Source organism: Aliihoeflea sp. 2WW, from assembly GCF_000497755.1.
In the GTDB taxonomy this organism is placed as follows: Bacteria; Pseudomonadota; Alphaproteobacteria; order Rhizobiales; family Rhizobiaceae; genus Aliihoeflea.
The window spans coordinates 33,547-54,919 of sequence record NZ_AYOD01000035.1 but is presented as its reverse complement, the minus strand read 5'-3'; the positions used below and the strand labels follow the sequence as shown (position 1 = coordinate 54,919).

Annotated in this window: 20 protein-coding genes and 1 tRNA gene; 7 read left to right on the top strand and 14 right to left on the bottom strand. The window is 65.9% G+C overall.

Annotated features, from left to right (window positions below):
* The first annotated feature begins 103 nt into the window (after window positions 1–103).
* Window positions 104–1,402, top strand: a complete 1,299-nt coding sequence (locus ALII_RS0114255; RefSeq protein ID WP_024587984.1) for an EAL domain-containing protein — start codon at window positions 104–106, stop codon at window positions 1,400–1,402.
* Window positions 1,403–1,411: 9 nt separating this feature from the next.
* On the opposite strand, the gene ALII_RS0114250 is transcribed toward ALII_RS0114255, so the two are convergent.
* The 3 genes from ALII_RS0114250 to ALII_RS0114240 all read right to left on the bottom strand — a co-directional run bounded on the left by ALII_RS0114250 (window position 1,412) and on the right by ALII_RS0114240 (window position 4,227).
* The gene (locus ALII_RS0114250; RefSeq protein WP_024587983.1) at window positions 1,412–1,771 is read right to left on the bottom strand and encodes a septal ring lytic transglycosylase RlpA family protein; all 360 of its coding nucleotides are present in this window, start codon (window positions 1,769–1,771) and stop codon (window positions 1,412–1,414) included.
* A gap of 285 nt (window positions 1,772–2,056) precedes the next feature.
* The gene (locus ALII_RS0114245; RefSeq protein WP_024587982.1) at window positions 2,057–3,463 is read right to left on the bottom strand and encodes a M20 family metallopeptidase; all 1,407 of its coding nucleotides are present in this window, start codon (window positions 3,461–3,463) and stop codon (window positions 2,057–2,059) included.
* A 5-nt stretch (window positions 3,464–3,468) separates the two neighbouring features.
* A complete protein-coding gene (locus ALII_RS0114240; protein ID WP_024587981.1) occupies window positions 3,469–4,227 on the bottom strand; it encodes an SDR family oxidoreductase in 759 nt (252 codons plus the stop codon).
* Window positions 4,228–4,322: 95 nt separating this feature from the next.
* Here ALII_RS0114240 and ALII_RS0114235 point away from each other — a divergent pair, with 95 nt between their 5' ends.
* The 3 genes from ALII_RS0114235 to ALII_RS0114225 all read left to right on the top strand — a co-directional run bounded on the left by ALII_RS0114235 (window position 4,323) and on the right by ALII_RS0114225 (window position 6,524).
* A complete protein-coding gene (locus tag ALII_RS0114235) occupies window positions 4,323–5,084 on the top strand; it encodes an HpcH/HpaI aldolase/citrate lyase family protein (RefSeq protein WP_173401416.1) in 762 nt (253 codons plus the stop codon).
* A 32-nt stretch (window positions 5,085–5,116) separates the two neighbouring features.
* A complete protein-coding gene (locus tag ALII_RS0114230) occupies window positions 5,117–5,752 on the top strand; it encodes a glutathione S-transferase N-terminal domain-containing protein (RefSeq protein WP_024587980.1) in 636 nt (211 codons plus the stop codon).
* A 70-nt stretch (window positions 5,753–5,822) separates the two neighbouring features.
* Entirely contained in the window at window positions 5,823–6,524 is a 702-nt protein-coding gene (locus ALII_RS0114225; protein WP_029660555.1) for a FadR/GntR family transcriptional regulator, read from the top strand.
* Here the strand turns inward: ALII_RS0114225 and ALII_RS0114220 are convergent.
* From ALII_RS0114220 to ALII_RS0114190, 7 genes are all read right to left on the bottom strand, one after another.
* A complete protein-coding gene (locus ALII_RS0114220; protein WP_024587978.1) occupies window positions 6,515–6,850 on the bottom strand; it encodes an NIPSNAP family protein in 336 nt (111 codons plus the stop codon). The two genes, ALII_RS0114225 and ALII_RS0114220, sit on opposite strands and share 10 nt — an antisense overlap.
* Window positions 6,847–8,811 carry a TRAP transporter permease gene (locus ALII_RS0114215; protein WP_244437439.1) on the bottom strand — a complete coding sequence of 655 codons (1,965 nt, stop codon included), beginning with the start codon at window positions 8,809–8,811 and terminating at the stop codon, window positions 6,847–6,849. Before ALII_RS0114215 ends, ALII_RS0114220 begins: the two co-directional genes overlap by 4 nt.
* Window positions 8,812–8,904: 93 nt before the next feature.
* Window positions 8,905–9,837: a TAXI family TRAP transporter solute-binding subunit gene (locus tag ALII_RS0114210; protein WP_035449995.1), complete on the bottom strand. Its 933-nt coding sequence runs from the start codon at window positions 9,835–9,837 to the stop codon at window positions 8,905–8,907.
* Window positions 9,838–9,904: 67 nt separating this feature from the next.
* Entirely contained in the window at window positions 9,905–10,978 is a 1,074-nt protein-coding gene (locus ALII_RS0114205) for an Ldh family oxidoreductase (protein ID WP_024587975.1), read from the bottom strand.
* 137 nt (window positions 10,979–11,115) lie between these two features.
* Window positions 11,116–12,030 carry a dihydrodipicolinate synthase family protein gene (locus ALII_RS0114200; protein ID WP_024587974.1) on the bottom strand — a complete coding sequence of 305 codons (915 nt, stop codon included), beginning with the start codon at window positions 12,028–12,030 and terminating at the stop codon, window positions 11,116–11,118.
* Window positions 12,031–12,055: 25 nt separating this feature from the next.
* A complete protein-coding gene (locus ALII_RS0114195) occupies window positions 12,056–12,742 on the bottom strand; it encodes a GntR family transcriptional regulator (RefSeq protein WP_024587973.1) in 687 nt (228 codons plus the stop codon).
* A 61-nt stretch (window positions 12,743–12,803) separates the two neighbouring features.
* Window positions 12,804–13,520, bottom strand: coding sequence for a GntR family transcriptional regulator (locus tag ALII_RS0114190; protein ID WP_024587972.1), 717 nt, complete (start codon window positions 13,518–13,520; stop codon window positions 12,804–12,806).
* Between the two features lie 133 nt (window positions 13,521–13,653).
* Between ALII_RS0114190 and araD the strand changes: the two genes are divergently transcribed.
* Both araD and ALII_RS0114180 read left to right on the top strand, forming a co-directional pair.
* Window positions 13,654–15,393: an L-arabinonate dehydratase gene (araD, locus tag ALII_RS0114185; RefSeq protein WP_024587971.1), complete on the top strand. Its 1,740-nt coding sequence runs from the start codon at window positions 13,654–13,656 to the stop codon at window positions 15,391–15,393.
* Between the two features lie 10 nt (window positions 15,394–15,403).
* Complete coding sequence (locus tag ALII_RS0114180; protein ID WP_024587970.1) at window positions 15,404–16,120, top strand: ribonuclease activity regulator RraA; 717 nt, start codon at window positions 15,404–15,406, stop codon at window positions 16,118–16,120.
* Here the strand turns inward: ALII_RS0114180 and ALII_RS0114175 are convergent.
* The 4 genes from ALII_RS0114175 to ALII_RS0114160 all read right to left on the bottom strand — a co-directional run bounded on the left by ALII_RS0114175 (window position 16,107) and on the right by ALII_RS0114160 (window position 19,773).
* Entirely contained in the window at window positions 16,107–17,696 is a 1,590-nt protein-coding gene (locus ALII_RS0114175) for a CRTAC1 family protein (protein WP_024587969.1), read from the bottom strand. The genes ALII_RS0114180 and ALII_RS0114175 overlap by 14 nt on opposite strands.
* A 3-nt stretch (window positions 17,697–17,699) precedes the next feature.
* Entirely contained in the window at window positions 17,700–19,007 is a 1,308-nt protein-coding gene (locus tag ALII_RS0114170; RefSeq protein WP_024587968.1) for a vanadium-dependent haloperoxidase, read from the bottom strand.
* Between the two features lie 194 nt (window positions 19,008–19,201).
* Window positions 19,202–19,277, bottom strand: a tRNA-Ala gene (locus ALII_RS0114165).
* A 103-nt stretch (window positions 19,278–19,380) separates the two neighbouring features.
* A complete protein-coding gene (locus tag ALII_RS0114160) occupies window positions 19,381–19,773 on the bottom strand; it encodes a TIGR02300 family protein (protein ID WP_024587967.1) in 393 nt (130 codons plus the stop codon).
* 251 nt (window positions 19,774–20,024) lie between these two features.
* Here ALII_RS0114160 and aroA point away from each other — a divergent pair, with 251 nt between their 5' ends.
* Window positions 20,025–21,365: a 3-phosphoshikimate 1-carboxyvinyltransferase gene (aroA, locus tag ALII_RS0114155; protein ID WP_024587966.1), complete on the top strand. Its 1,341-nt coding sequence runs from the start codon at window positions 20,025–20,027 to the stop codon at window positions 21,363–21,365.
* The last annotated feature ends 8 nt before the right edge of the window (window positions 21,366–21,373 follow it).

The window sequence follows — 21,373 nt, the reverse complement described above, 5'->3', positions numbered from 1 at the left end:
CGAAAGCTTTTCCGTGGCAGTTTCCCGCACGACGACAAGGCAAGTGGGGGAAACGGCGACCGTGTTGGCGGACAGGGCGGAAACCACGCGATCGACCGGACAGATGACCGATCGGCTCACGGGCCTCGGCACGCGCGCGCGTCTGGAGGACAAGATCGCACGCCTCATCGCCGAGCGTGAAGAGGACCCCGCACCCTTTGCCATCGCCATCATCGACCTCGACGGCTTCAAGCCGATCAACGACCTATACGGCCGCACCGCAGGGGACGGCATCCTGAAGCAGGCAGCGCTTCGACTGCGCGCCGCCATCGACGAGTCCTCGATGGTCGTGCGGCTCGGTGCCGACGAGTTTGCCGTTCTGGCGCCGCTGGTCTTCAGCGCGGCCGCGGCCCGGCATCTCGCCTCCACGCTGATCGAGGTTCTGTCGGCGCCCTACGATATCGGTGCGCGGTCCGTCCGGCTCACTGCATCGGTCGGATCGTCGATCTACGAGCATGCGGACGAGACGACGGAAGCGCTGATCGGGAAGGCCGAGACGGCGCTCTACGAGGCGCGCCGCACGGGGCGCAATCGCGTCGTCGTCTATTCGCCCGAACTGGTGGAGGCGACGCATTCCGTTACCCGCATCGAGCAGGCGCTGCGCCGCGCCGTGTCGAATGGCGAAGTCGAGCCCCATTTCCAGCCCATCGTCGCCCTCGACAGCGGCCATCTTCTGGGGTTCGAGGCGCTTGCCCGCTGGACCGACCACGATCTCGGGCCGGTCTCGCCCGGCCTGTTTATCCCGCTCGCCGAAGAGCGCGGCATCATGCCCGATCTGTCGCGTCTGGTTCTGGGAAAGGCGGCCGATGCGGCGCGCAACTGGCCGCGCCATCTCTTCCTCGCCTTCAACCTGTCCCCCGAGCAGCTCGTCGACCAGTCCACCGCGCGCGAGGTGCTGGAGATTTCGGCTCGCTCCGGGCTCGACCCGCGCCGGCTCGAAGTCGAGATCACCGAAACCGGCCTGATGTCGCAGCCCGAGACGGCGGCAGCGATCATCGGCGAATTCAAGCGCGCCGGCGCCCGGATCGCGCTCGACGATTTCGGCACCGGCCAGTCGTCGCTCGGGCGGCTGCGCGACTTCCCCTTCGACAAGCTCAAGATCGACCGCAGCTTCATCGCCTCGATCATGGAAGATCGCGCATCGGAACACATCGTCAGGGCGATCCTGGCCATGTGCACCGGCCTTGGCATGGGGGCCGTCGCCGAAGGCATCGAGGAGAGGGCGCAGGCAAAACGCCTCGCCGAACTCGGCTGCCGCATGGGACAGGGGTTTCTCTATGGTCGTGCCGAGCCGGCCCTGGCCACGGCCGAATTCATCCACTTGCGGGAAAGCCGCAGGCTCGCCTCGCTGAAGCGGACCTGACGGAACGTTTCAGCCGACGTCTTCCAGGCAGATCTTGGTATGGCCGGCATTGATGAAGCCGAGCTTGTTGGCCGCGCCGCGCGACAGGTCGAGCACGCGTCCCTTGGTGAACGGCCCGCGGTCGTTGACGCGCACCACCACTTCCTTGCCGTTGCGCTGGTTGATGACCTTGATCTTGGTGCCGAAGGGCAGGCTGCGATGCGCCGCGGTCATGCCGTCAGGATTCATCCGCTCGCCCGAGGCCGTCTTGGAGGTCAGCGCATACCAGGAAGCGCTGCCGCACTGGGCATTGGCGATGCCGGCCGAAAGGCCAAGAGCGATCGTGCCAGCCAGCGCAATGCCGGAGGAGCGGAGGAAGCGAGCCGTCATGTCGGTGGTCCATACCCGTTGAAGATATTATGGCGGGTAGGAGGCGAATGGGGCGCCGATGGGGTGGCACAACCCTCGCGCGAACACTTTTGGAGTCCCGGCGAAACATTGTCCGCCGAGCCGCTGCGGCAATGCACCTTGCGGTTGCCGATTTAGGCGCGCTCGAGGGTGCGTCGAGATTCAGGCATGTGCGAGCCGAAAATGGCAGATTGCGAGAACCGGAGCGGAGCGTACTTTTGGGTACGTGAGCACCGGAAGCGCAGAAAACTGCCATTTGCAGGTCGCTCAGGTCTGAAACTCGCGCACCCTAGGCGGCGTCTCGCCGGAGCCGATATCCCAGTAGAGCCCGGCCATCATCTCAAGTCCTTCACGCAGGAGATGCGGCGGCAGATGTTCGTCAGGGGCGTGCTGCGAGCAGCCGGCATAGGAATGCGGCACCCAGATCGTCCGCAGGCCGAGAATGTCGGCAAAGGCGTCGTTGGGCAGCGATCCACCGAGATTGGGCAGGATCGCCGGGCGTTGCCCCGTCGTCCGCTCGATCGAGCGAGCCGCAAAGCCGACCCACGGATCGGCAGGGTCGAGCCGCGTCGCGCGGAACATCTCCTCGTCTGCGACCGTGACCTCGACATGGCCGAAACCGGCCGCTTCGAGATGGCGTCTGACCGCCGGCACGACGCCTTCGGGATCGACGCCGACGACGAAGCGCAGTTGCAGCCGTGCGAAGGCATGGCCCGGAATGGCGTTGACCGGCGCACGAGGCTCGCCCGCCTCGAAGGCGAGGATTTCGAGCGCGCACCAGCCGAACACCTTTTCGGCCGCCGAAAGCCCCGGCTCGCCCCAGTCCGTGTCGATGCGCGGGCCGCCGGCGGCGTCGACGACCGGGCAGTCGGCCAGCGCTTGGCGCACGCTGGCGGGCAGTTCCGCCGGCTTCAGCTCCGGCACCAGAATGCGGCCCTCCGGTCCGATCAGCGCTGCGATGGCATGCGCAAGCTGCACGGCGGGGTTCGACAGAAGCCCGCCCCAATTGCCCGAATGATGCGCGCCCTCGCGCGCTTTGATCCTGAGGTCGAACGAGATGCCGCCGCGCGAGCCGAGGAAGAGCGTCGGCCGGTCAGCCGAGAGGCGCGGCCCGTCGGACGCGATCAGCAGGTCTGCGCGCAGCGCCTCCTTCTCCGCGCCGCAAAGCTCGCGCAAACCCGGCGAGCCGATCTCCTCGCCCATCTCGATCAGGTACTTGGCGTTGAAGCCGAGCGTCCCGCGCGTCTCGAGAACGGCACGCAAGGCAGCGATGTTGACCGTATGCTGACCCTTGTTGTCGGCGATGCCGCGCCCGTACCAGCGGCCGTCCCGTTCGGTCAGCGTCCAGGGCGACAGCCCCTCCTGCCAGCGTTCCGCCTGCCCGCGCGTCACGTCGCCATGGCCGTAGCCGAGCACGGTCGGCAATCCCTGGTCCTCGATCCGTTCGGCTATGAGGAACGGCCCCCGCGCACGCTCGTGCCGGACCGTGCGGCACGAAAAGCCCAGCGCTTCGAGTTCCGGACCGACTTCCTCGGCGATGTAGCGATCAAGCTCGCCGGCGGCATCGGTTTCCTGGCTTTCGGTCGCAATGGCGACGCGCCGCGCGAGCACGTCGCGGAAGGTTCCGTCGTCGAAATGCGCCCGCGCCCGGGCAATGGCGTCTTCGCGGCTCATGAACGCTAACCCCTGCCGACGAACGGCATGTTCGTCGCCATCACGTTGAGGAAAAGGATGTTCGCCTCCGGCGGCAGCGTGGCCATGTGGACCACCGCGTCGGCGACGTGCCGCACGTCCATGCGCGGCTCGGCCATGCGCCGTCCATCGGCTTGCAGCACCCCGGCGGTCATGCGCTGCGTCATGTCCGTTGCCGCATTGCCGACGTCGAACTGGCCGCAGGCGATGCCGAATTCGCGTCCATCGAGCGCCGTCGCCTTGGTCAGCCCGGTGATGGCGTGCTTGGTCGCCGTATAGGGAGCCGAGTGCGGCCGTGGCGTCGTCGCGGAGAGCGACCCGTTATTGAGGATGCGCCCGCCGCGCGGGTCCTGCCGCTTCATGATGCGGAATGCCGCTTGCGTACAGAGGAAGGCACCGGTGAGATTGGCACCGACCACCGCGTTCCACTGGTCGACGGTAAGATCCTCGATGGGGACGGCCGGCGTATTGGTGCCGGCATTGTTGACGAGCAGGTCGAGCCGCCCGAACTGCGCCTCCACCGTATCGAACAGGCGGGTCACGGCGGCTGCGTCGCCGATATCGGTCGGCACCGCGAGAACCTGGCCCGGATCGCCGCCCATTTCGCGCGCGGCCGCTTCCAGCACGTCGGCCCGGCGCCCGGCGATGGCGACCTTGAACCCGGCCCGCACGAGGCCGGCGGCGATCGCCTTGCCGATTCCCGTCCCCGCGCCCGTCACGATGGCGGTCCTGTCTTCGGCTTTCATAGGCCTTCCTTTCGATGGCGGGGATTTGGACGTGCCGCGTGCAATCTGTCAACTTTCTTGATAACTATGCGAAATTCGACGCGGAGGAGAACGTGGTGCAGATGCAGGAAAACCGCTTCAAGGCGGCGCTGGCGGCCGGCCGGCCGCAAATCGGTCTCTGGTGCAGCCTGACGAGCAACGTCGCCATCGAGCCCTTGGCAGGCGCGGGCTTCGACTGGCTCCTGATCGACACCGAGCACGCACCCAACGAATTGCCCACGGTCCACGCGCAGCTTCAGGCGGTGTCGCATTCGACGGCGAGCGCGATCGTCCGCCCTGCCTGGAACGACCCGGTCGCCATCAAGCGCTTGCTCGACATCGGGGCGCAGACCCTGCTCGTCCCCTTCGTCCAGAACGCCGACGAGGCGCGCAAAGCGGTCGCGGCCATGCGCTATCCTCCGCACGGAATCCGAGGTGTATCGGTCAGCACGCGCGCCAACGGCTTTGGCCGCGTGCCGGATTATTTCGCCCGCGCCAATGACGAGGTCTGCCTGCTCGTCCAGATCGAGACGCGCGTCGCGCTCGACAACATCGAGGAGATCGCCGCGGTCGAAGGGGTCGACGGCATCTTCATCGGCCCGTCGGATCTTGCTGCCGATCTGGGCCATCTCGGCAATTCGGGACATGATGCGGTCCGCACGGCGATTTCGCAGGCGATTGGCCGTATCCGCGCGGCCGGCAAGGCCGCCGGCATCCTCGCGCCCGTCGAGGCCGACGCGAAACGCTGGCTCGACGAAGGGTGCCTCTTCGTCGCCGTCGGCAGCGATCTCGGCCTTCTCGCGCGCGGCAGCGACGCCCTTCGCGCCCGCTTCGCCTGATCCGCCATCCATTCGAAATTCGGAGACATTTGATGATCGATCTCTACACCTGGACGACGCCGAACGGCCGCAAGGTCTCAATCGCGCTCGAGGAAATGGCGCTGCCTTACGAGGTCCATTCCATCGACATCGGCAAGGACGAACAATTCGCACCGGACTTCCTGAAAATCTCGCCCAATAACAAGATCCCCGCGATCGTCGACCGGGAGACCGGCCAGTCCGTTTTCGAATCCGGCGCCATCCTGATCTACCTCGCCGAAAAGACCGGCCGCTTCCTGCCGACCGAGGCGAAGGCGCGGATGAAGGTGCTGGAATGGCTGATGTGGCAGATGGGGGGCTTCGGTCCGATGCTCGGCCAGGCCCACCAATATCTGAAGTTCAATCGCGGCAAGGCGCCCTTCGCCGAAGAGCGGTTCACCAAGGAGGTCCGCCGCCTCTACGGCGTTCTCGACGGCCAGCTCGGACGCGAAGCGCATGTTGCCGGCCCCGACTATACGATCGCCGACATGGCAATCTGGCCCTGGGCGTCGCGCCACGAATGGCAGGATGTCGACCTCGAGGATTTCCCCAACGTGAAGCGCTGGTATGTCGAACTTGCCGGCCGTGAGGCGGTTCAAAAAGGCTATCATGTGCCCAAATATACGCAGGACATTCCGATCCCGGCGTGACGATGGCCGCTGAGGCCGAGGAGGAGCGACATGACAGGAAAAGGAACCGCGCCCGGAGTTATTGCGATCCATGAAGATTGAGATCACACCGGCCCGCCGCGAAAAACTCGCCGACAATCTTTACGGCCAGCTTCTCGAGCAGATCATGCTGGGGCGTTTGAAGGAAGGCGAGCGCCTGCCTTCCGAATCGGAAATCTGCCGCGCTTTCAAGGTGTCGCGGCCGGTCGTGCGCGAGGCGTTGATGCGCCTCCAGGCCGATGGCCTCGTCTATGCACGACGCGGCTCGGGCTCCTTCGTCAAGCAGCGCCCGCCCGCCCGTCTGACCGATTTTGCGGCCGTGTCGGACGTCGCCAGGCTGCTGCGCGGCTACGAGGCGCGCATGGCGCTCGAACCGCAGATCGCAGAACTGGCCGCCGAGCGCGCCACGGAGGACCATCTCGAAAAGATCGCCTCCGCGCTGGCCGCGCTGGAGGCCAGCGAGAACGACCGCGACGAGGATTTCGCTTTTCATCGCGCCATCGCCGAGGCGACGGGAAACGACATCTTTCCCGCGCTCCTCGAATCGATGCGCGAACTGATGCTGGGCGGCATCGACGTCGCCGTCAGTCTGACCCGCGTCGGCTCGCAGGCGCGCCGTGAGCGCGTTCTCGCCGAACATCGCCAGATCTTCGATGCGATCGCCTCGCGCGACCGCTCGGGCGCGGGCGTCCTGATGCACTATCATCTGATGCAGGCGCGCAGCCGCACGACCGACTACCAGCGTCACCCCTGACGCGGATCGGCCTCGATGAAGTCGAGCGGTCCGGACAGGAGACTGTTTTCCTGGGCGACGAGATAGCCCGCCTCACGGCTCATTTTGCGATAGGCGATCCAGTCCGGGTCCTTTTCCATCGCCGCGCGTCGCGCTTCCCGGTCGGCGGCATTCTCGAACGCCCAGATATGGACGTAGGAGTTGAGCCTGCCCGTCTCGGTCACCGCATAGACCAGCGGCGTCCCGAGATGGCGCCTCTGCACCGGATATCCATGCCGGCCATAGAGCTCGAGATGGCTTTTCAGCGTGCCGGCGCGGCACGTATAGGTGCGCAGATCGTAGATCATGCGCGCCCCGGTTCGATGGGGTCCTTCGGGGCGTGAGCAGGCACCTCGAGCATGTCGCCCGGCGCGACCGGCGAATGGTCCGGCGCCTCGACATGCCCGATGCTCTGCTTTTGCGTGCGCGGCGGCAGTTCGGCCGCCGGCCATTTCAAATTGACGGCGATGCCGGCAGCCGCAAGCGCCAGCCCGATCGCGTCGGTCACGAAGCCGGTCTTGATCAGCGACAGGGCGGCGGCGAAGAACAGAAGCCGCGTGATCCAGCTTGCCGGCTTGATGAAATAGCCGGTCAGCGCTCCGGCCAGAAGCGTGACGCCGATGGTTGCCGAGATCGCCGCGAGCACGATGTCCGGCCAGTCGCCGATCATCAGGAGGGCCGGTCCGAACACGAACATGAACGGGATGATGTAGCCGGTCAGGCCGAGCTTGACCGCGTCCCAGCTCGTTTCCCAGATGCCGCCGCGACTGAGGCCCGCCGCGGCATAGACTGCGATGGCGACCGGCGGCGTGATGGCCGACAGGATGGCGAAGTAGAAGACGAACATGTGTGCGGCCTCGACCGGTACGCCAAGGCGCACCAGCGCCGGCACCAGAAGCGCTACCTGGACGATATAGGCGGGCGTCGTCGGCATCCCCATGCCGAGGATGATGCCCGCGACCATGGTCAGGAGCAGCGCCGGCAGGAGCATGTTCTGCGCCGCGGCGCGGACGATGCCGGTGAAGGTGAGGCCGAGCCCGGTCTGGGCGATGACGCCGATGACGATGCCGGCCGCCGCGCAGGCGAGCGCGACGATCACGGCGTTGATCGCGCCCGATTCGAGGCCGTCGATGAGCTTCTGGATCGAGAACTCCGCCCGCGTCGTCTTGCGCATCAGCACGACCGGGACGATGGAGAGGACGCCCATCAGGGCCGAGAACTGCGCCGACCGCCCGATCATCAGCGCGCCGATGATGAAGAACAGCGGCAGGAACAGGTGCCCGCGTTCGCTGAGCACAGTCCAGACGCGGGGAAGATCTGCCTTGGGAAGGCCTTTGAGCCCCTGCTTCTTGGCCTCGAAATGGACGGCGAGGAAGACCGCGAGATAATAGAGGAAGGCCGGCAGCAGCGCGTATGTCGCGACCGTCAGATAACTGACGCCCATGAATTCGGCCATGACGAAAGCGGCTGCGCCCATGATCGGCGGCATGATCTGCCCGCCCGTCGAGGCCACCGCCTCGACCGCGCCGGCGAAGGATTTCGGATAGCCGATGCGCTTCATCAAGGGGATCGTGAACGTGCCGGTGGTCATGACATTGGCGACGGCCGAGCCCGAGACCGATCCGAACAGGCCCGACGTGACCACCGCCACCTTGGCGGGACCGCCGGCCGTGTGACCCGTCAGCGCGAGGGCGAAGTCGGTGAAGAGCTTGCCGATGCCCATCCGCTCGGCCAGCGCGCCGAAGATGACGAAAAGGACCACATAAGTGGCCGAAACCTGGGCGGGAATGCCGAACAGGGCGTCCGTCGTCATGTACTGATATTCGAGCAGCCGCAGGATGCGGGTGTTGGTGAAGAAGACCTGGTAACCGAGGAAGAGGAGCGCCGTGATCGGCAGGATCGGTCCCATCGCGCGGCGGGCGGCTTCCAGCACGACCAGGATCATCAGGATCGCCATCGCCTGGTCGGTCGTCGAGACCGGGCCGACATAGGCCATCCGCGTGTTGAAATATTGCTGGTAGAAGATCGGATAGGCGCACGCGACGATGGCGCCGATCACGAACAGCCAGTCGAGCGGACCCGGCGCCTTGCCCGCATTGCGGCTGAACAGCGGTAGCGACAGATAGGCCAGCACCAGCGCGAAGCCGAAATGGGTCGCCCGCAGGGTGAATGCGTTCGGCGGCCCCGCATAGGCGACGTAGAGGTGAAACAGGCTCATCGACACCGCCACGAATGTCACGAGCTTCTTCATCAGCGATTCGTAGCGCATCAGGGCACCCTCCTCGGTGTCGTCGGCCTGTCTCGAAACTGCACGTGCAACCGGGCGGATACGGTTCGGTCGCATCCGCCCGTCAGTCGCGATTTACTGGGCGACGCCGTTCGCTTCGTAGAAGGCGGTCGCGCCTTCATGCATGGGAACGCCGATATCCTGCGCCATTTCCTCCAGCGAAAGGCCGGCCATCACCGAGGCGATGGCGGCGAGATCCTGCCGGTTTTCCCACATCTGGGTCAAAAGCCCCTCGACGATCTCGGCCTCGAGATCGCAGCGCGCGACGATATGGGTGGCATAGCCGACCGCGTTCACGTCCTCGTCCTGCCCGGGATAGGTGCCGGCCGGGATGGTGAGGCTCGTGTAACCGGGATTGATCTCCGCGCGCATCCTCTCGACGAAGGCCTCGTCGAGAGGGATCACCGTCAGGTCGGCGCTGTTGGCCAGATCCATCACCGCCGAGGAGGGGATGGTGGTGCCCAGCGCCAGAATGTCCGAATTGTTGTCCTGAACCAGAGAGACACCGTCCGAATAGGAGACGAAGTCGACGGCGGACATGTCGTCATAGCTGAGGCCGGCGGTCTGAAGCACCGCGCGCACCACCTGCTCGGCGGTGTTGCCGACGGGCTGGGTGTTGAGGCGCTTGCCCGCGAAGTCTTCGACCGTCGCGATGCCGCTCGCCTGCGTCGCCACCATCTGGAAATACTGGGGATAGAGCGTCGCGACGTTGCAGACATTGTCGGCTTCCGCCTCGAAAGGCTCGCGGCCTTCGATCGCGTCAACGGTCGAGATCGAATTGCCGAAGCCAAGATCGGCGTCGCCGTTCTGGACGCCCTGGACGTTGGCGATGCCGCCGCCCGGCAGGACCTGGATCGAGGCGAGGCCCGCATCGCTGGCCATCGCCTGCATGGCGCCGCCAAGCGGATACCACGCGCCGCCCTGCGGACCAGTCATCAGGTTCAGTTGCTGCGCCTGCGCCGGTGCGGCGACGGCCGCCACGGCAAGCACGGTGAGTGCAGTCAGCATTTGGGTCTTCATCGTCGGTCTTCCTCCCTGTTGAACCTGTCGAATCTGTTCGGGCGCCTGCGAAGCGTCAGCCCGGCACCGCCTCCTCTTCCAGTCGGAACGCGATGTCCGCGCGCCTGCAGATGTCGCGCAACTGCTGCCCGAGCTTGTGCGGCAGCGGAATTCCGTTGGTGCGTCGTTCGTCCTCGCAGCGATATTCGGGGTCGCCTGCGACCATGACGGGCGTATCGGCATCGCTCGGCGGCGTTTCGCGAAGGCCTTCGGCCATCCGCGCCATGTCGGCGGCGAATTCCTCCCGCGATCCCCGCAAAAGCGCGGGATCTAGCGCCATGACGAAATGGCCGACATCGTGATGGCCCGCCGGTGACCCGCGCAACGGTGTCATGGCTGCACCTGACAGCGTGCTTGACAGGATCTCGACCATCGTAGCGAGCCCGTAGCCCTTGTGGCCGCCGAGCGGCACCAGAAGCGTGTCGCGCAGCGCTTGGGCCGGATCGAGCAGCGGCGCGCCCTGTCGGTCCAGCGCCCAGCCGGCCGGGATCGGCTTCTCCGCCCGTTCCGCCAGCTTCAGCTTGCCGATGGCCGCCGTCGATGTCGCCATGTCGAGAAGGAACGGGCGCTGCCCGGCACATGGGGCGGCAAATGCGATCGGATTGGTTCCGAGCCGTGGCTCCAGCCCGCCCGTCGGAACGATCGCCGAACGCCAGACCGACGAGGTCGACAATCCGATGAGACCGCGCTCGGCCAGCATGCGCGCATAGATGCCGGCGGCCCCGTAGTGATTTGAATTGCGGATCGCAACGGCCGCGATGCCGAATTTCTCCGCTCGTTCGCCCGCCATCTCCACGGCCATTGCGGATGGAACCTGCCCGAAGCCGCCATCCGCGTCGATGAGCGCGACGGCCGCATGGTTGTGGACGATCTGGATGACGGGCCGCGGATTGGCGCCGCCTTCGTCGATCTGGCGTTCGTAGAGCGCGAGCATGGCGACGCCGTGGGATTCGATGCCCATCATGTCGGCTTCGGTCAGGATGTCCGCCGTCGTGGCGGCGTGATCCGCGCTCAGGCCCCAGGCCGACAGGATGTCGGCCGCCTGGCGACGCCAGATCGCCGCGGGGACGTTTGACCCCGGTTGCGTCACGCTTTTCCTCCAAGATGCAGCCCCCGGTTCCGTGCCTCCCGGGGTTGTCGCTTTGGACCGGAGCGCACCATGAAGCTCAACCAGTTGTCAAGACACTTTACAGCCTCGCCCCGTTTCACCGTCACGGCCGGCATCCTTCAGGACGCCTTTCGAACGCTCAGTCCCGCCCGCTCCAGAAACGCCTCGAGACGCTTGTGCTGCCCCGCCGTCAGTGGCCATGCGGATGGCGGGCGGCATGGGCCGCAATCATTTCCGGTCAGCGCCAGCGCTGCCTTGACGCCAGTGACGTTGGTGCCGTTCATCTCCTCCGCGCGAACGGCCTCGAATTCCCGCATGCCGGCGATGAGATCGCGGGCGCGCGCATAATCGGATGCTTCCAGTGCCTCGAAGATCGCCATCGAGCGCTGCGGCCAGACATTGATGAGGCCCGAGGTGAAGCCGCGGGCGCCGACAGCATAAAAGACCGGCGCCCAGACCTCGGCCAGCCCGCCGACCCAGACGATATGGTCGGGCGCCGCATCCATCGCCTCGGCAAGACGCATCGGATTGGGCGTTGCCCATTTGACGCCGACGACGCCTTCGATGCTGCAAAGCTCTGCAATCGCGGCCGTGCCGATCGCGTCGTTGCGCAGATAGATGACGATCGGCAGGCCAGCCGCGTCACGCACGCGCTTAACATAGTCGCTCACGCCGCGCGGCGCCGCGAACGGGTCGGGCGGCTGGTGGATCATCAGCCCGGCCGCTCCCGCTTCGGCGGACGTCCTCGCCAGCCGCTCGGCGTCCTTGACCGACCGGCCGATCCCGGCCAGCAGCGGCACGCGTCCGTCGATCTTCTGCGCCGCCATCCGCACGAAATCCTCGGCCTCTTCCAGCGCCAGCCCGTAGAACTCACCCGTGTTTCCGTTCGCGACCAGAACATGGATTCCGGCCGTGACGGCGCGGTCGACGATCGGCCCAAGCGGCCCGGCGTCCAGCCGGTCGTCGCGGTCGAAGGGGGCGACGAGAATGCCGGAGATTCCTGTGATCGCGCGGGCGAGGGGGTTGGGATTCATGGTGCGTCTCCGCGTTCGGGCGGTTTCAGGAAGGGCCGGGCACGAAATAGTCCGGCCGGGAACGGCTGAGTTCCTTTGCGATGGTGATCGACTGGGAGAGGTGAAAGGCCATCGCGGCGTCCGCGCGGTCCGGGGCGCCGGCCGCGATTGCCTCGATGATCGCGCGATGCTCGTCGAGAATCCGCTTCGTCTTGTCGCCCATCGGCAGATGCAGCGCGCGCAGGCGGTCGATATGGACGCTTTCGCGCCGGATGACGCCATGAAGCCGCATCAGGCCCGCCGCATCGAAAAGCGTGCGATGAAATGTCAGGTCGAGGCTTGCGAATCCGGCGAGATCGTTCGCGGCTTCGCAATCGATTTGCAGGGCGGTGATATGTTCGAGCTTGCGAACGAGCTCGCCATTCCGTTCGCTTGCCAGCCGCCGCACGATGCTCTGTTCGACCGAACTTCGCAGGAAATGCGCCTCGCGCGCCTGGCCGAGATCGATCCGGCTGACGACGGTCCGCGACTGGGGGTAGATGTCGACAAGCCCCTCCTCCTGAAGCCGCAGCAGCGCGTCGCGCACCGGCGTGGAGCTCAGCCCATAGGCGGCCTGCAATTCGCTGCGCGACAACTGGCTTCCCGGCGGCAGGGCGAGTGACAGAATGCGCGCGCGCAGGTCGCCATGGACGTCCGTCGCACTTTCCGCGCCGGTTTGGGCCGTCGCTCGCATCGATCCCGTTCCTCCGAAGGCGCCGCGTGCTGATACATTAGTGCAGCATGGGCGCGCACGGTCAACCCGGTTCGTGAGCGCGCAACACAGCCTCGTCCGGCGTCGTCCGGGGCTGGAAAGCGTCCGGCTCCAAGAGGAGCTGCTGTTCCATGAAGATCACCGCCCCGGCCACGTGCCGGCGCAGCATCGCCTCGCCCGCGGCCGCGTCCTGCGCGGCGATCGCGTCCAGGATCGCCTTGTGGTCCTGGACCAGCAACGGGACCTTGCCGCCCTGCGGCGCCTGCAGGAAGCGAATGCGGTCGAGCTGCGCCTTGCGCGAATGGATGACCGACCAGATTTCGCGCAGGCCGCCGAGCTCGAACAGCGACTGATGGAAGAGATCGTCGAGCGGCATGAAGGAGGCGAACTCCGTATCCGCCATCATCACCTGCTGTTCGACGAGGATCGCGCGCGGCCGCGACAGGTCGAGACCCGGCGTGGCGCAAAGCTGGCGGATCAGCGGAATCTCGAGATTGCTGCGCAGGAAATGCGCTTGCCGCACGGCGCGCACGTCGATGCCTGAAACGAAGGTCGCGTGCTGCGGGGCGATCTCGACCAGCCCGTGATCGGCCAGCCGCAGGATCGCTTCGCGCACCGGCGTGCGGCTGACCGCGAACCGGTCGCACAATTCCTTCTCCACCAGGGTTTCACCCGGCTTCAGCTCGAGCGTTACGATCATGCGGCGAAGCTGATCGTAGATCTCGTCGGCGAGCGAACGGCGGCGCACTGGTTGCAGCATATGGGACCCCTTGCAACCGGTATAGCGCTCCACGCGACATGTTCCAATCCGGGACACTGGCGATTCGGCGGTTGCACACTGCTTTCAAATATACTAGCGCAAAAGACATTGTGAGTGGTCATTGTGGAGGACGATGATGACGAAACGGAAGAGCCCCGGCGAATTGCGCAGCGCACGCTGGTTCGCGCCGGACGATTTGCGCAGTTTCGGCCATCGCTCACGCATGATGCAGATGGGCTTTGCCAGTGAGGAGATGGCGGGGCGGCCGATCATCGGCATCATCAACACCTGGTCCGACCTCAATCCCTGTCACGCACATTTCCGCCAGCGCGCCGAGGACGTGAAGCGCGGCGTGCTGCAGGCCGGCGGCTTCCCGGTCGAGCTTCCGGCGCTGTCGCTGTCGGAAAGCAACGTCAAGCCGACGACGATGCTCTACCGCAACCTCCTCGCCATGGACGTCGAGGAACTGATCCGCTCTCACCCGCTCGACGGCGTCGTCCTGATGGGCGGCTGCGACAAGACCACGCCGGCATTGCTTCTCGGCGCGACGAGCGCGAACCTCCCTGCTGTTTTCGTCCCCGCCGGCCCGATGCTGCGCGGCAACTGGAAGGGCCGCGTGCTCGGCTCCGGTTCGGACGCGTGGAAATATTGGGACGAGCGCCGCGCCGGCAACATAACCGATGCCGACTGGCAGGGGCTCGAAGGCGGCATCGCCCGCTCCTACGGCACCTGCATGACCATGGGCACGGCATCGACCATGACCGGCATCGTCGAGGCGATCGGCATGACGCTGCCCGGCGCCTCCTCCATTCCCGCCGCCGATTCGAATCACATCCGCATGGCGTCCGCCTCCGGCCGCCGCGCCGTCGAGATGGTGTGGGAGGATCTGAAGCCCTCCGACATCCAGACGCGTGAGGCCTTCGAGAACGGCATCGCGGTCGCGATGGCGATGGGCTGCTCGACCAACGCCATCATCCATCTGATCGCGATGGCCCGCCGCGCCGGTGCCGATATCGGACTCGACGATTTCGACCGCGCGAGCCGGGTCGTGCCGGTCATCGCCAACATTCGCCCGAGTGGCGAGAAGTATCTGATGGAAGACTTCTTCTATGCCGGCGGCATGCCGGCGCTGATGGCCTCACTCGGCGATCACCTTCATACCGACTGCATCACCGTGACCGGTCGCACGCTCGGCGCAAACATCGCCGGCGCCGAAGTCCACGATGCGGACGTCATCCGTCCGCTCGACAATCCGATCTACAGCGAAGGCGCGCTGGCCGTCCTGACGGGCAACCTCGCGCCCGAGGGCTGCGTCATCAAGCCCAGCGCCTGCGAGCTGCGCTTCCAGCGCCACACCGGCCCCGCGCTCGTCTTCGACGACTATCCTTCGATGAAGGCGGTGATCGACAGCGACGATCTCGACGTCACCGCCGACCACGTCCTGATCCTGCGCAATGCCGGTCCTCTCGGCGGTCCGGGCATGCCCGAATGGGGCATGCTGCCGATCCCGAAGAAGCTCGTGCGCCAGGGCGTGCGCGATATGGTGCGCATTTCAGATGCGCGCATGAGCGGCACGAGCTACGGCGCCTGCATCCTTCACGTTTCGCCTGAATCCTTCGTCGGCGGGCCGCTTGCTCTGGTCAAAACCGGCGATCTGATCACCCTCGACATCCCGGCCCGCTCGATCCGGTTCGAGGTCAGCGATGCGGAACTCGCGTCCCGCAAGGCGGCCTGGAAAGCGCCGGAACCGCGCTACGAGCGCGGCTATGGCTGGATGTTCTCCCGCCACATCCGCCAGGCCCATGAAGGCTGCGATTTAGACTTTCTGGAAACCGAGTTCGGCCGTCCGGTGGACGAGCCCGCGATCTACTGAGGAGCATCCCATGGCCCTGTCGACCGAAACCCGCGACAAGCTGAAAACGGTTTCGACCGCGACGCTCTGCACCGCGCTCTACAAGCGCGGCCTGCGCAATCAGTTCATCCAGGACGTGCATCCGCTCGACCCGTCGAAGCCCACCATGGTCGGCGAAGCTTTCACGCTGCGCTACATGCCCGCGCGCGAGGATTTGAACCGGCTCGAAGTCTTCCGCGACCGCGCCCATCCGCAGCGCAAGGCGATCGAGGATTGCCCGCCCGGCGCGGTGATGGTCATCGACAGCCGCAAGGACCCGCGCGCCGCATCCGCCGGCGGCATCCTTCTCACGCGGCTGATGGTGCGTGGCGTCGCCGGAATCGTCACCGATGGCGGCTTTCGCGATTCGGCCGAGATCGCCGGCCTCGCCATCCCCGCCTATCACAACCGCCCCTCCGCCCCGACGAACCTCACGCTGCACCAGGCGATCGACATCAACGTGCCGATCGGTTGCGGCGACACGCCGGTCTTCCCCGGCGACGTTGTGGTTGGCGACAGCGACGGCGTCGTCGTGCTTCCCGCGCACCTCGCCGATGAACTCGCGAGCGAGGCAGTCGAGATGACGGCCTTCGAGGATTTCGTCACGGAGGAGGTGCGCAACGGCCGCTCGATCCTCGGCCTCTATCCGGCGACCGAGGACCAGACGCTGGCCGACTTCGCCGCCTGGCGAAAGGTCAACGGTCGCTAGGATCCCATGCGACCGGTTCGGCATCGCGTGCGAGCACGTAGAATCCGTCCGCCGCAACCCGCGCCCATTCGCCCTCCACTCCATCGGGCCAGATGACCCGGATTTCGGCCGCGTCCAGGTCGCCGAGCCCGAAATGCCACCATCCCGTCTGTCCGCTGACATGGCCGCCGCCGGATGTCGCCTCGCGCCGCATCTCGACATCGCCGCGCCGGACCTCGATCCACGCGCCGACTGCGTCGCGGTTCGGCCCGTCCTGCTCGATCTTCACCTGAACCCAGCGCCCGGCATCCTCGCTCGCATTGCGCCAGATCTGCGCCTTGTCGTGCCGGTTGACGACGACGAGATCGACCCGCCCGTCAAGGTTGAAATCGGCCAGCGCCGCGCCCCGTCCGGTCAGCATGCTGGCAACGCCGGCCGTGTCGCCCGCCTCGAAAAACGTCCCGTCCGGTTTCTGGATCAGGAGATTGTTCGGGTCCTTCTGGGCGAAGTCCGGCATCTCCCACACATTGCCCTTGGCGACGAACAGATCGACCAGCCCGTCATTGTTGACGTCCTCGAACTGCGCGTGCCAGGCCGTGCTCGGCTGAATCTCGCCGCCGACATAAGGCCGGTGCGCCGTCACGCCCTTGGCGAAGGCGACGTCGTCATATCGCGGCAGCAACTCGCCCGTCTCCGGCCGGACAAGCCGCTGCAGTTTGTTGTCGGCCATGCTGGTCAGGAAATAGTCCGGATAGCCGTCGAAGCCGAGATCGTAGGAGGCGATGCCCATGCCCCAGATGCGCAGCCGCTGCCAGCCTTCCTCGGCCGTGTAGAGCTTCGGCGCCTCGCCAGGCGCGACATGCCAGAGCTGCTCCTGTCCACCCTTGTAGTATTCGCGGTCGTTCGAAACCCGCAGGCTCGGCGTACCAGACCGGTTCCAGTCGGTGAACAGCATCGAGAGCGTGCAGTAGCTCGGCGTCAGCGGCAGCGGCGCGGCGAAGCGGCGCTCGCCCGCCATCGGCCGGTGCAGCCAGTTGTCGGTGCACGAGCCCCACGGAAACATCTGCTCGTTCCGGTCGACATAATTGCCGATCGCAAGCGTCGGAAAATCCGCGCCCGTCTCCCACATCGCCGCGAATGCGGTCGACCAGCCATCACCGCCCTCGAAGCCCCAATCCTCGTTGGCGCGCTCGAACCGGCATCCCCCGCGCCCGCGCAGCACGACATTCTCGCCGACGCGCAGCAGCACGAGATCGGTGATGCCGTCGCCGTCGATATCGAGCGGATAGGCGCCCGCCACCTTGTCGAGTTCCGCACCGCTTTGCGCTTCCTCGAACCTCAACTCCCCGCCGACGTCGCTGACATTGCGATAAAATTTCGCCGGCGCGGACCCGCCTGCCAGCAGCATGTCGGGAAAGCCGTCGCCGCTGCAATCGAACACAGCGACCCCGCCGCCAACCATATACTCCCACTCGCCCCGAAAGATGCTGTCGATCCCTGCCGTTTCGGTTTCCTCGATAAAACTCGGGATCGCCTGCGCATTGGCGCTCGCGACGCCGGTGAGAAGGGCGATCGACAGGGCGATGACCAAACGCATGGTCTACTCCACCGTCTTTAGCGCGGTCGCGAAGGCGCCGATGCAGCGACCCTGGTCGAGCCCGCGCTCGATCGCCGCGCGAAAGTGGATGCCGCCGTAAAGCCGCGAGATCGCCGCTTCCTCTGCCGCCGCCCAGAAGTCCGGAAAGGCGCGTATGGCGAGCCCCTCGTCTACGTGGGTCGCATCCTCGAAGGCAAAATCGTCACCGAAATGCGCCGTCAGCACCGCCGCCGCCGCGCCGGACTGCGTCGAATGCCCGCTCGGATATTCGGGGAAGGGCGGGGTGATCAGGATCGGCTGCCAATTCGGGTCGATCACGCGGCGGATATAGGTCACCGGCCGGATGAGATCGTACTCGAATTTCGCATGCCAGCAGCCAATGAAGGAATCGGCCAGTGCCACGCCGAGCCGAGCGAGAAGATCGGCTCGCTCCGCGACGTCCGCCTTTTTCGCCTGCAGGATGTCCATTGCAATGAAGATCCAGTGACCGGGTGGCGTCGGCGACAGCATCGGATCGTCCGACCAGAACCGCGCGATCGCTGTCTGTTCCGGCGTCAGTGCCTTCGAGGTCTCGTAGACCTCCAGCGCCTCGGCATGGAAGTCGGAACCCGCCTCCTCGCTGAAGGAAGGCGGCGGTGGCAGGGGGCAGGATGCGCCGGTCGGCATGGCGAAAGCCCGGTTTTCTCCCCATTTCGGCAACAGCGGCGCCTGTTGCTGCACGACAAGGCTCGTCGGCGCCCAGGCGCCCGGCCGATCGTTCAGCGCGTGGTCGAAGGGAAAGCCCATATTCTCGACAACGGCGCCGCCATCCTTCATCGACCAGTCAAGCACATGCGCGCCCACCGCTTCGCCATAGGCGACGCTGCGCGCAACAACGTCTTCGGGCAGGTCGGCAGCCGTCAGTTTCGAAAGTTGCGCCTCCATCGCCTTCATCGCGCGTTGCCCGGTCGGACCAGTGTTTCCGAAGAAGTTGCGCACGCCGAACGCCATCGCCGCCTGCATGACGACCGCTTCGTCATAGGCCGCACCCGCCTCGCGTTCGGGTGCAGGCGTCAGCGCGTTCAACTGTCCGGAAAGCGAAGCAAGCCCGCCGCCGCTCGCGGTGGCCTCGTAGGCGGTGACGCCGAGATAGGCGAAGGCGCGGCTGGCGACGGGCGGCGAATAGGTCGGCGTGTGACGCACCAGTTCCAGCACCATGCGATACCAGTTGTGCAAAATCTGGTCGGGGGACGGGCGCTCCTGCGCGAATATCCCGGTCGCGGAAGCGGCGATCAGGATGAGAGCCGCCAGAAATGGACGAATTCGGTTCATGCGAGCCTCGACCTACGATGCGGACGATCAGTAAGCATGGAGGCTCGACAGCTCGCAAGCCGTCCCAAGGGACGAGTGCGCGGATGAGAGTCGAGTTGGAGGTTTCACGGCAGTTTCAGGCCGCGACTGCGGCCCGGGCTTTCGCCCGCCCCATCGGAGGCGTGAGCGAAGCGAACTGCCGTGAGATAGAGAATTGGTGGAGCCAAGCGGGATCGAACCGCTGACCTCCTGCATGCCATGCAGGCGCTCTCCCAGCTGAGCTATGGCCCCGAACCGGCGGTATCTGCCGGTGCGAGGCGGCTTCTAGCGCCGCCTCGGATCGATTGCAAGCCCAAAAGCGCGGGAAAGAATGCTTCGGGCAGGCGACCTGACGTCAGTGGTCTTCGTCGTCGTCACCGACGCCGATGATGTCGTCGAGGCCGTCATCGTCCTCGTCCTCGTCGTCGGCCAGAAACGTGTCGTCGTCATCGTCGTCCAGTTCGACGTCGTCGTCGTCATCATCGTCGACATCGGGAGAGTCGGAGCCGCCCTTGGTCTCCTCGTCGGCTTCCTCGAGCGAAACCGTATCGGCATCGCCCTCCTCGACCTCGTCGACTTCCTTTTCTTCGGCCTCTTCCTCTTCCTCGACCGGCGAGCCGCTCTCGAAATAGGATCGCGGATAGGACTGTCCGGTATAGGGCGAGACGACCGGGTCCTTGTTCAGGTCGTAGAATTTACGGCCCGTCTCGGGGCAGATTCGCTTGGTGCCAAGTTCGGGTTTAGCCACGGTGAGCCTCATCGTGTCTTCGGGCTTCGACGCCGCCCGCATGGTCCCGGTCGACGGGATGGGGCAAGACGGTCGCGTTCGGATGAAAAAGTGCGGTCCCCATAACTACTGAATGACCGACTGTCAAAGCCTATGTCAACGGGCAATCGCCGCGTCGGGCCGCACAGGGATGACCGGCGCGAAAACGCGTGTTAGGAAGCCGCCATCCCATCTGTCCGGCGCCCGCGCCCGCCCATCCCGAAGAGCCGCCAATGTCCGCACCAAGCCAACCCAGCCCAGCGACCGCCCGTGCCGGCCATCCGCTTGCCGGAACGGTCCGCATGCCCGGCGACAAGTCGATTTCGCACCGCTCCTTGATGTTCGGCGGCCTTGCGGCCGGCGAAACGCGCATCACCGGCCTGCTCGAAGGCGAAGACGTGCTGCGCACCGGCGAGGCGATGAAGGCGATGGGTGCCGTGATCGTGAAGACGGATGGCGAGTGGATCGTCCGGGGCACCGGCAACGGCGCGCTTCTCGAAGCCGAGGCTCCTCTCGATTTCGGCAATGCCGGCACCGGCTCGCGGCTGACGATGGGCCTCGTCGGCACTTATGACATGGAAACCACCTTCATCGGTGACGAAAGCCTGTCCAAGCGCCCGATGAAGCGCGTGCTCGATCCGCTTCGCGAGTTCGGCACGCAGATCGTGTCCTCGGCCGAAGGCGACCGCATGCCGCTGACGCTTCGCGGGCCCAAACGCGCAGCGCCGATCACCTACCGCGTCCCGATGGCCTCGGCGCAGGTCAAGTCCGCCGTGCTTCTCGCCGGCCTCAACACGCCGGGGATCACAACGGTCATCGAGCCGATCATGACCCGCGACCACACGGAAAAGATGCTGAAGGGCTTCGGCGCCGAACTCGACGTCGAGACCGATGCGCAGGGCGTCCGCCACATCCGCCTCGTCGGCGAGGGCAAGCTGACCGGCCGCACCATCGCCGTTCCGGGCGATCCGTCTTCCGCGGCCTTCCCGCTGGTGGCGGCGCTGATCGTGCCGGGCTCGGACATCACCATCGAAAACGTCCTGATGAACCCGACGCGCACCGGGCTCATCGACACGCTTCTCGAAATGGGCGCTTCGATCGAATTGATGAACCGCCGCGACGCCGGCGGTGAGGATGTCGCGGACCTGCGCGTGCGCTATTCCGAATTGAAGGGCGTCACCGTCCCGCCCGCCCGCGCACCATTCATGATCGACGAATATCCCGTCCTCGCGGTCGCCGCCTCGTTCGCCGAGGGCGAAACGGTGATGGAGGGCGTCGACGAGCTGCGCGTCAAGGAAAGCGACCGCCTGACGGCGACCGCCGATGGTCTCAAGGTCAATGGCGTTCCTTGCGTCGAGGGCCACGATTTCCTGCGCGTCACCGGCCGTCCGGGCGGCAAGAGCCTCGGCGGCGGCATCGTCAAGACCCATCTCGATCATCGCATCGCCATGGCTTTCCTGATCTTGGGCCTTGCCGCCGAAAAGTCGGTGACCGTCGACGACCGCGCGATGATCGCGACGAGTTTCCCCGAGTTCATGGATCTGATGGCGTCGCTCGGCGCGGAAATCGAATAGGAGTTGTC

What these genes read in the sequence shown, in the direction of transcription:
- ALII_RS0114255 (WP_024587984.1), top strand. Translation starts at nt 104, where the DNA reads ATGACCGATCGGCTCACGGGCCTCGGCACGCGCGCGCGTCTGGAGGAC.
- ALII_RS0114250 (WP_024587983.1), bottom strand. Translation starts at nt 1,771, where the DNA reads ATGACGGCTCGCTTCCTCCGCTCCTCCGGCATTGCGCTGGCTGGCACG.
- ALII_RS0114245 (WP_024587982.1), bottom strand. Translation starts at nt 3,463, where the DNA reads ATGAGCCGCGAAGACGCCATTGCCCGGGCGCGGGCGCATTTCGACGAC.
- ALII_RS0114240 (WP_024587981.1), bottom strand. Translation starts at nt 4,227, where the DNA reads ATGAAAGCCGAAGACAGGACCGCCATCGTGACGGGCGCGGGGACGGGA.
- ALII_RS0114230 (WP_024587980.1), top strand. Translation starts at nt 5,117, where the DNA reads ATGATCGATCTCTACACCTGGACGACGCCGAACGGCCGCAAGGTCTCA.
- ALII_RS0114225 (WP_029660555.1), top strand. Translation starts at nt 5,823, where the DNA reads ATGAAGATTGAGATCACACCGGCCCGCCGCGAAAAACTCGCCGACAAT.
- ALII_RS0114220 (WP_024587978.1), bottom strand. Translation starts at nt 6,850, where the DNA reads ATGATCTACGATCTGCGCACCTATACGTGCCGCGCCGGCACGCTGAAA.
- ALII_RS0114215 (WP_244437439.1), bottom strand. Translation starts at nt 8,811, where the DNA reads ATGCGCTACGAATCGCTGATGAAGAAGCTCGTGACATTCGTGGCGGTG.
- ALII_RS0114210 (WP_035449995.1), bottom strand. Translation starts at nt 9,837, where the DNA reads ATGCTGACTGCACTCACCGTGCTTGCCGTGGCGGCCGTCGCCGCACCG.
- ALII_RS0114200 (WP_024587974.1), bottom strand. Translation starts at nt 12,030, where the DNA reads ATGAATCCCAACCCCCTCGCCCGCGCGATCACAGGAATCTCCGGCATT.
- ALII_RS0114195 (WP_024587973.1), bottom strand. Translation starts at nt 12,742, where the DNA reads ATGCGAGCGACGGCCCAAACCGGCGCGGAAAGTGCGACGGACGTCCAT.
- ALII_RS0114190 (WP_024587972.1), bottom strand. Translation starts at nt 13,520, where the DNA reads ATGCTGCAACCAGTGCGCCGCCGTTCGCTCGCCGACGAGATCTACGAT.
- araD (WP_024587971.1), top strand. Translation starts at nt 13,654, where the DNA reads ATGATGACGAAACGGAAGAGCCCCGGCGAATTGCGCAGCGCACGCTGG.
- ALII_RS0114180 (WP_024587970.1), top strand. Translation starts at nt 15,404, where the DNA reads ATGGCCCTGTCGACCGAAACCCGCGACAAGCTGAAAACGGTTTCGACC.
- ALII_RS0114175 (WP_024587969.1), bottom strand. Translation starts at nt 17,696, where the DNA reads ATGCGTTTGGTCATCGCCCTGTCGATCGCCCTTCTCACCGGCGTCGCG.
- ALII_RS0114170 (WP_024587968.1), bottom strand. Translation starts at nt 19,007, where the DNA reads ATGAACCGAATTCGTCCATTTCTGGCGGCTCTCATCCTGATCGCCGCT.
- aroA (WP_024587966.1), top strand. Translation starts at nt 20,025, where the DNA reads ATGTCCGCACCAAGCCAACCCAGCCCAGCGACCGCCCGTGCCGGCCAT.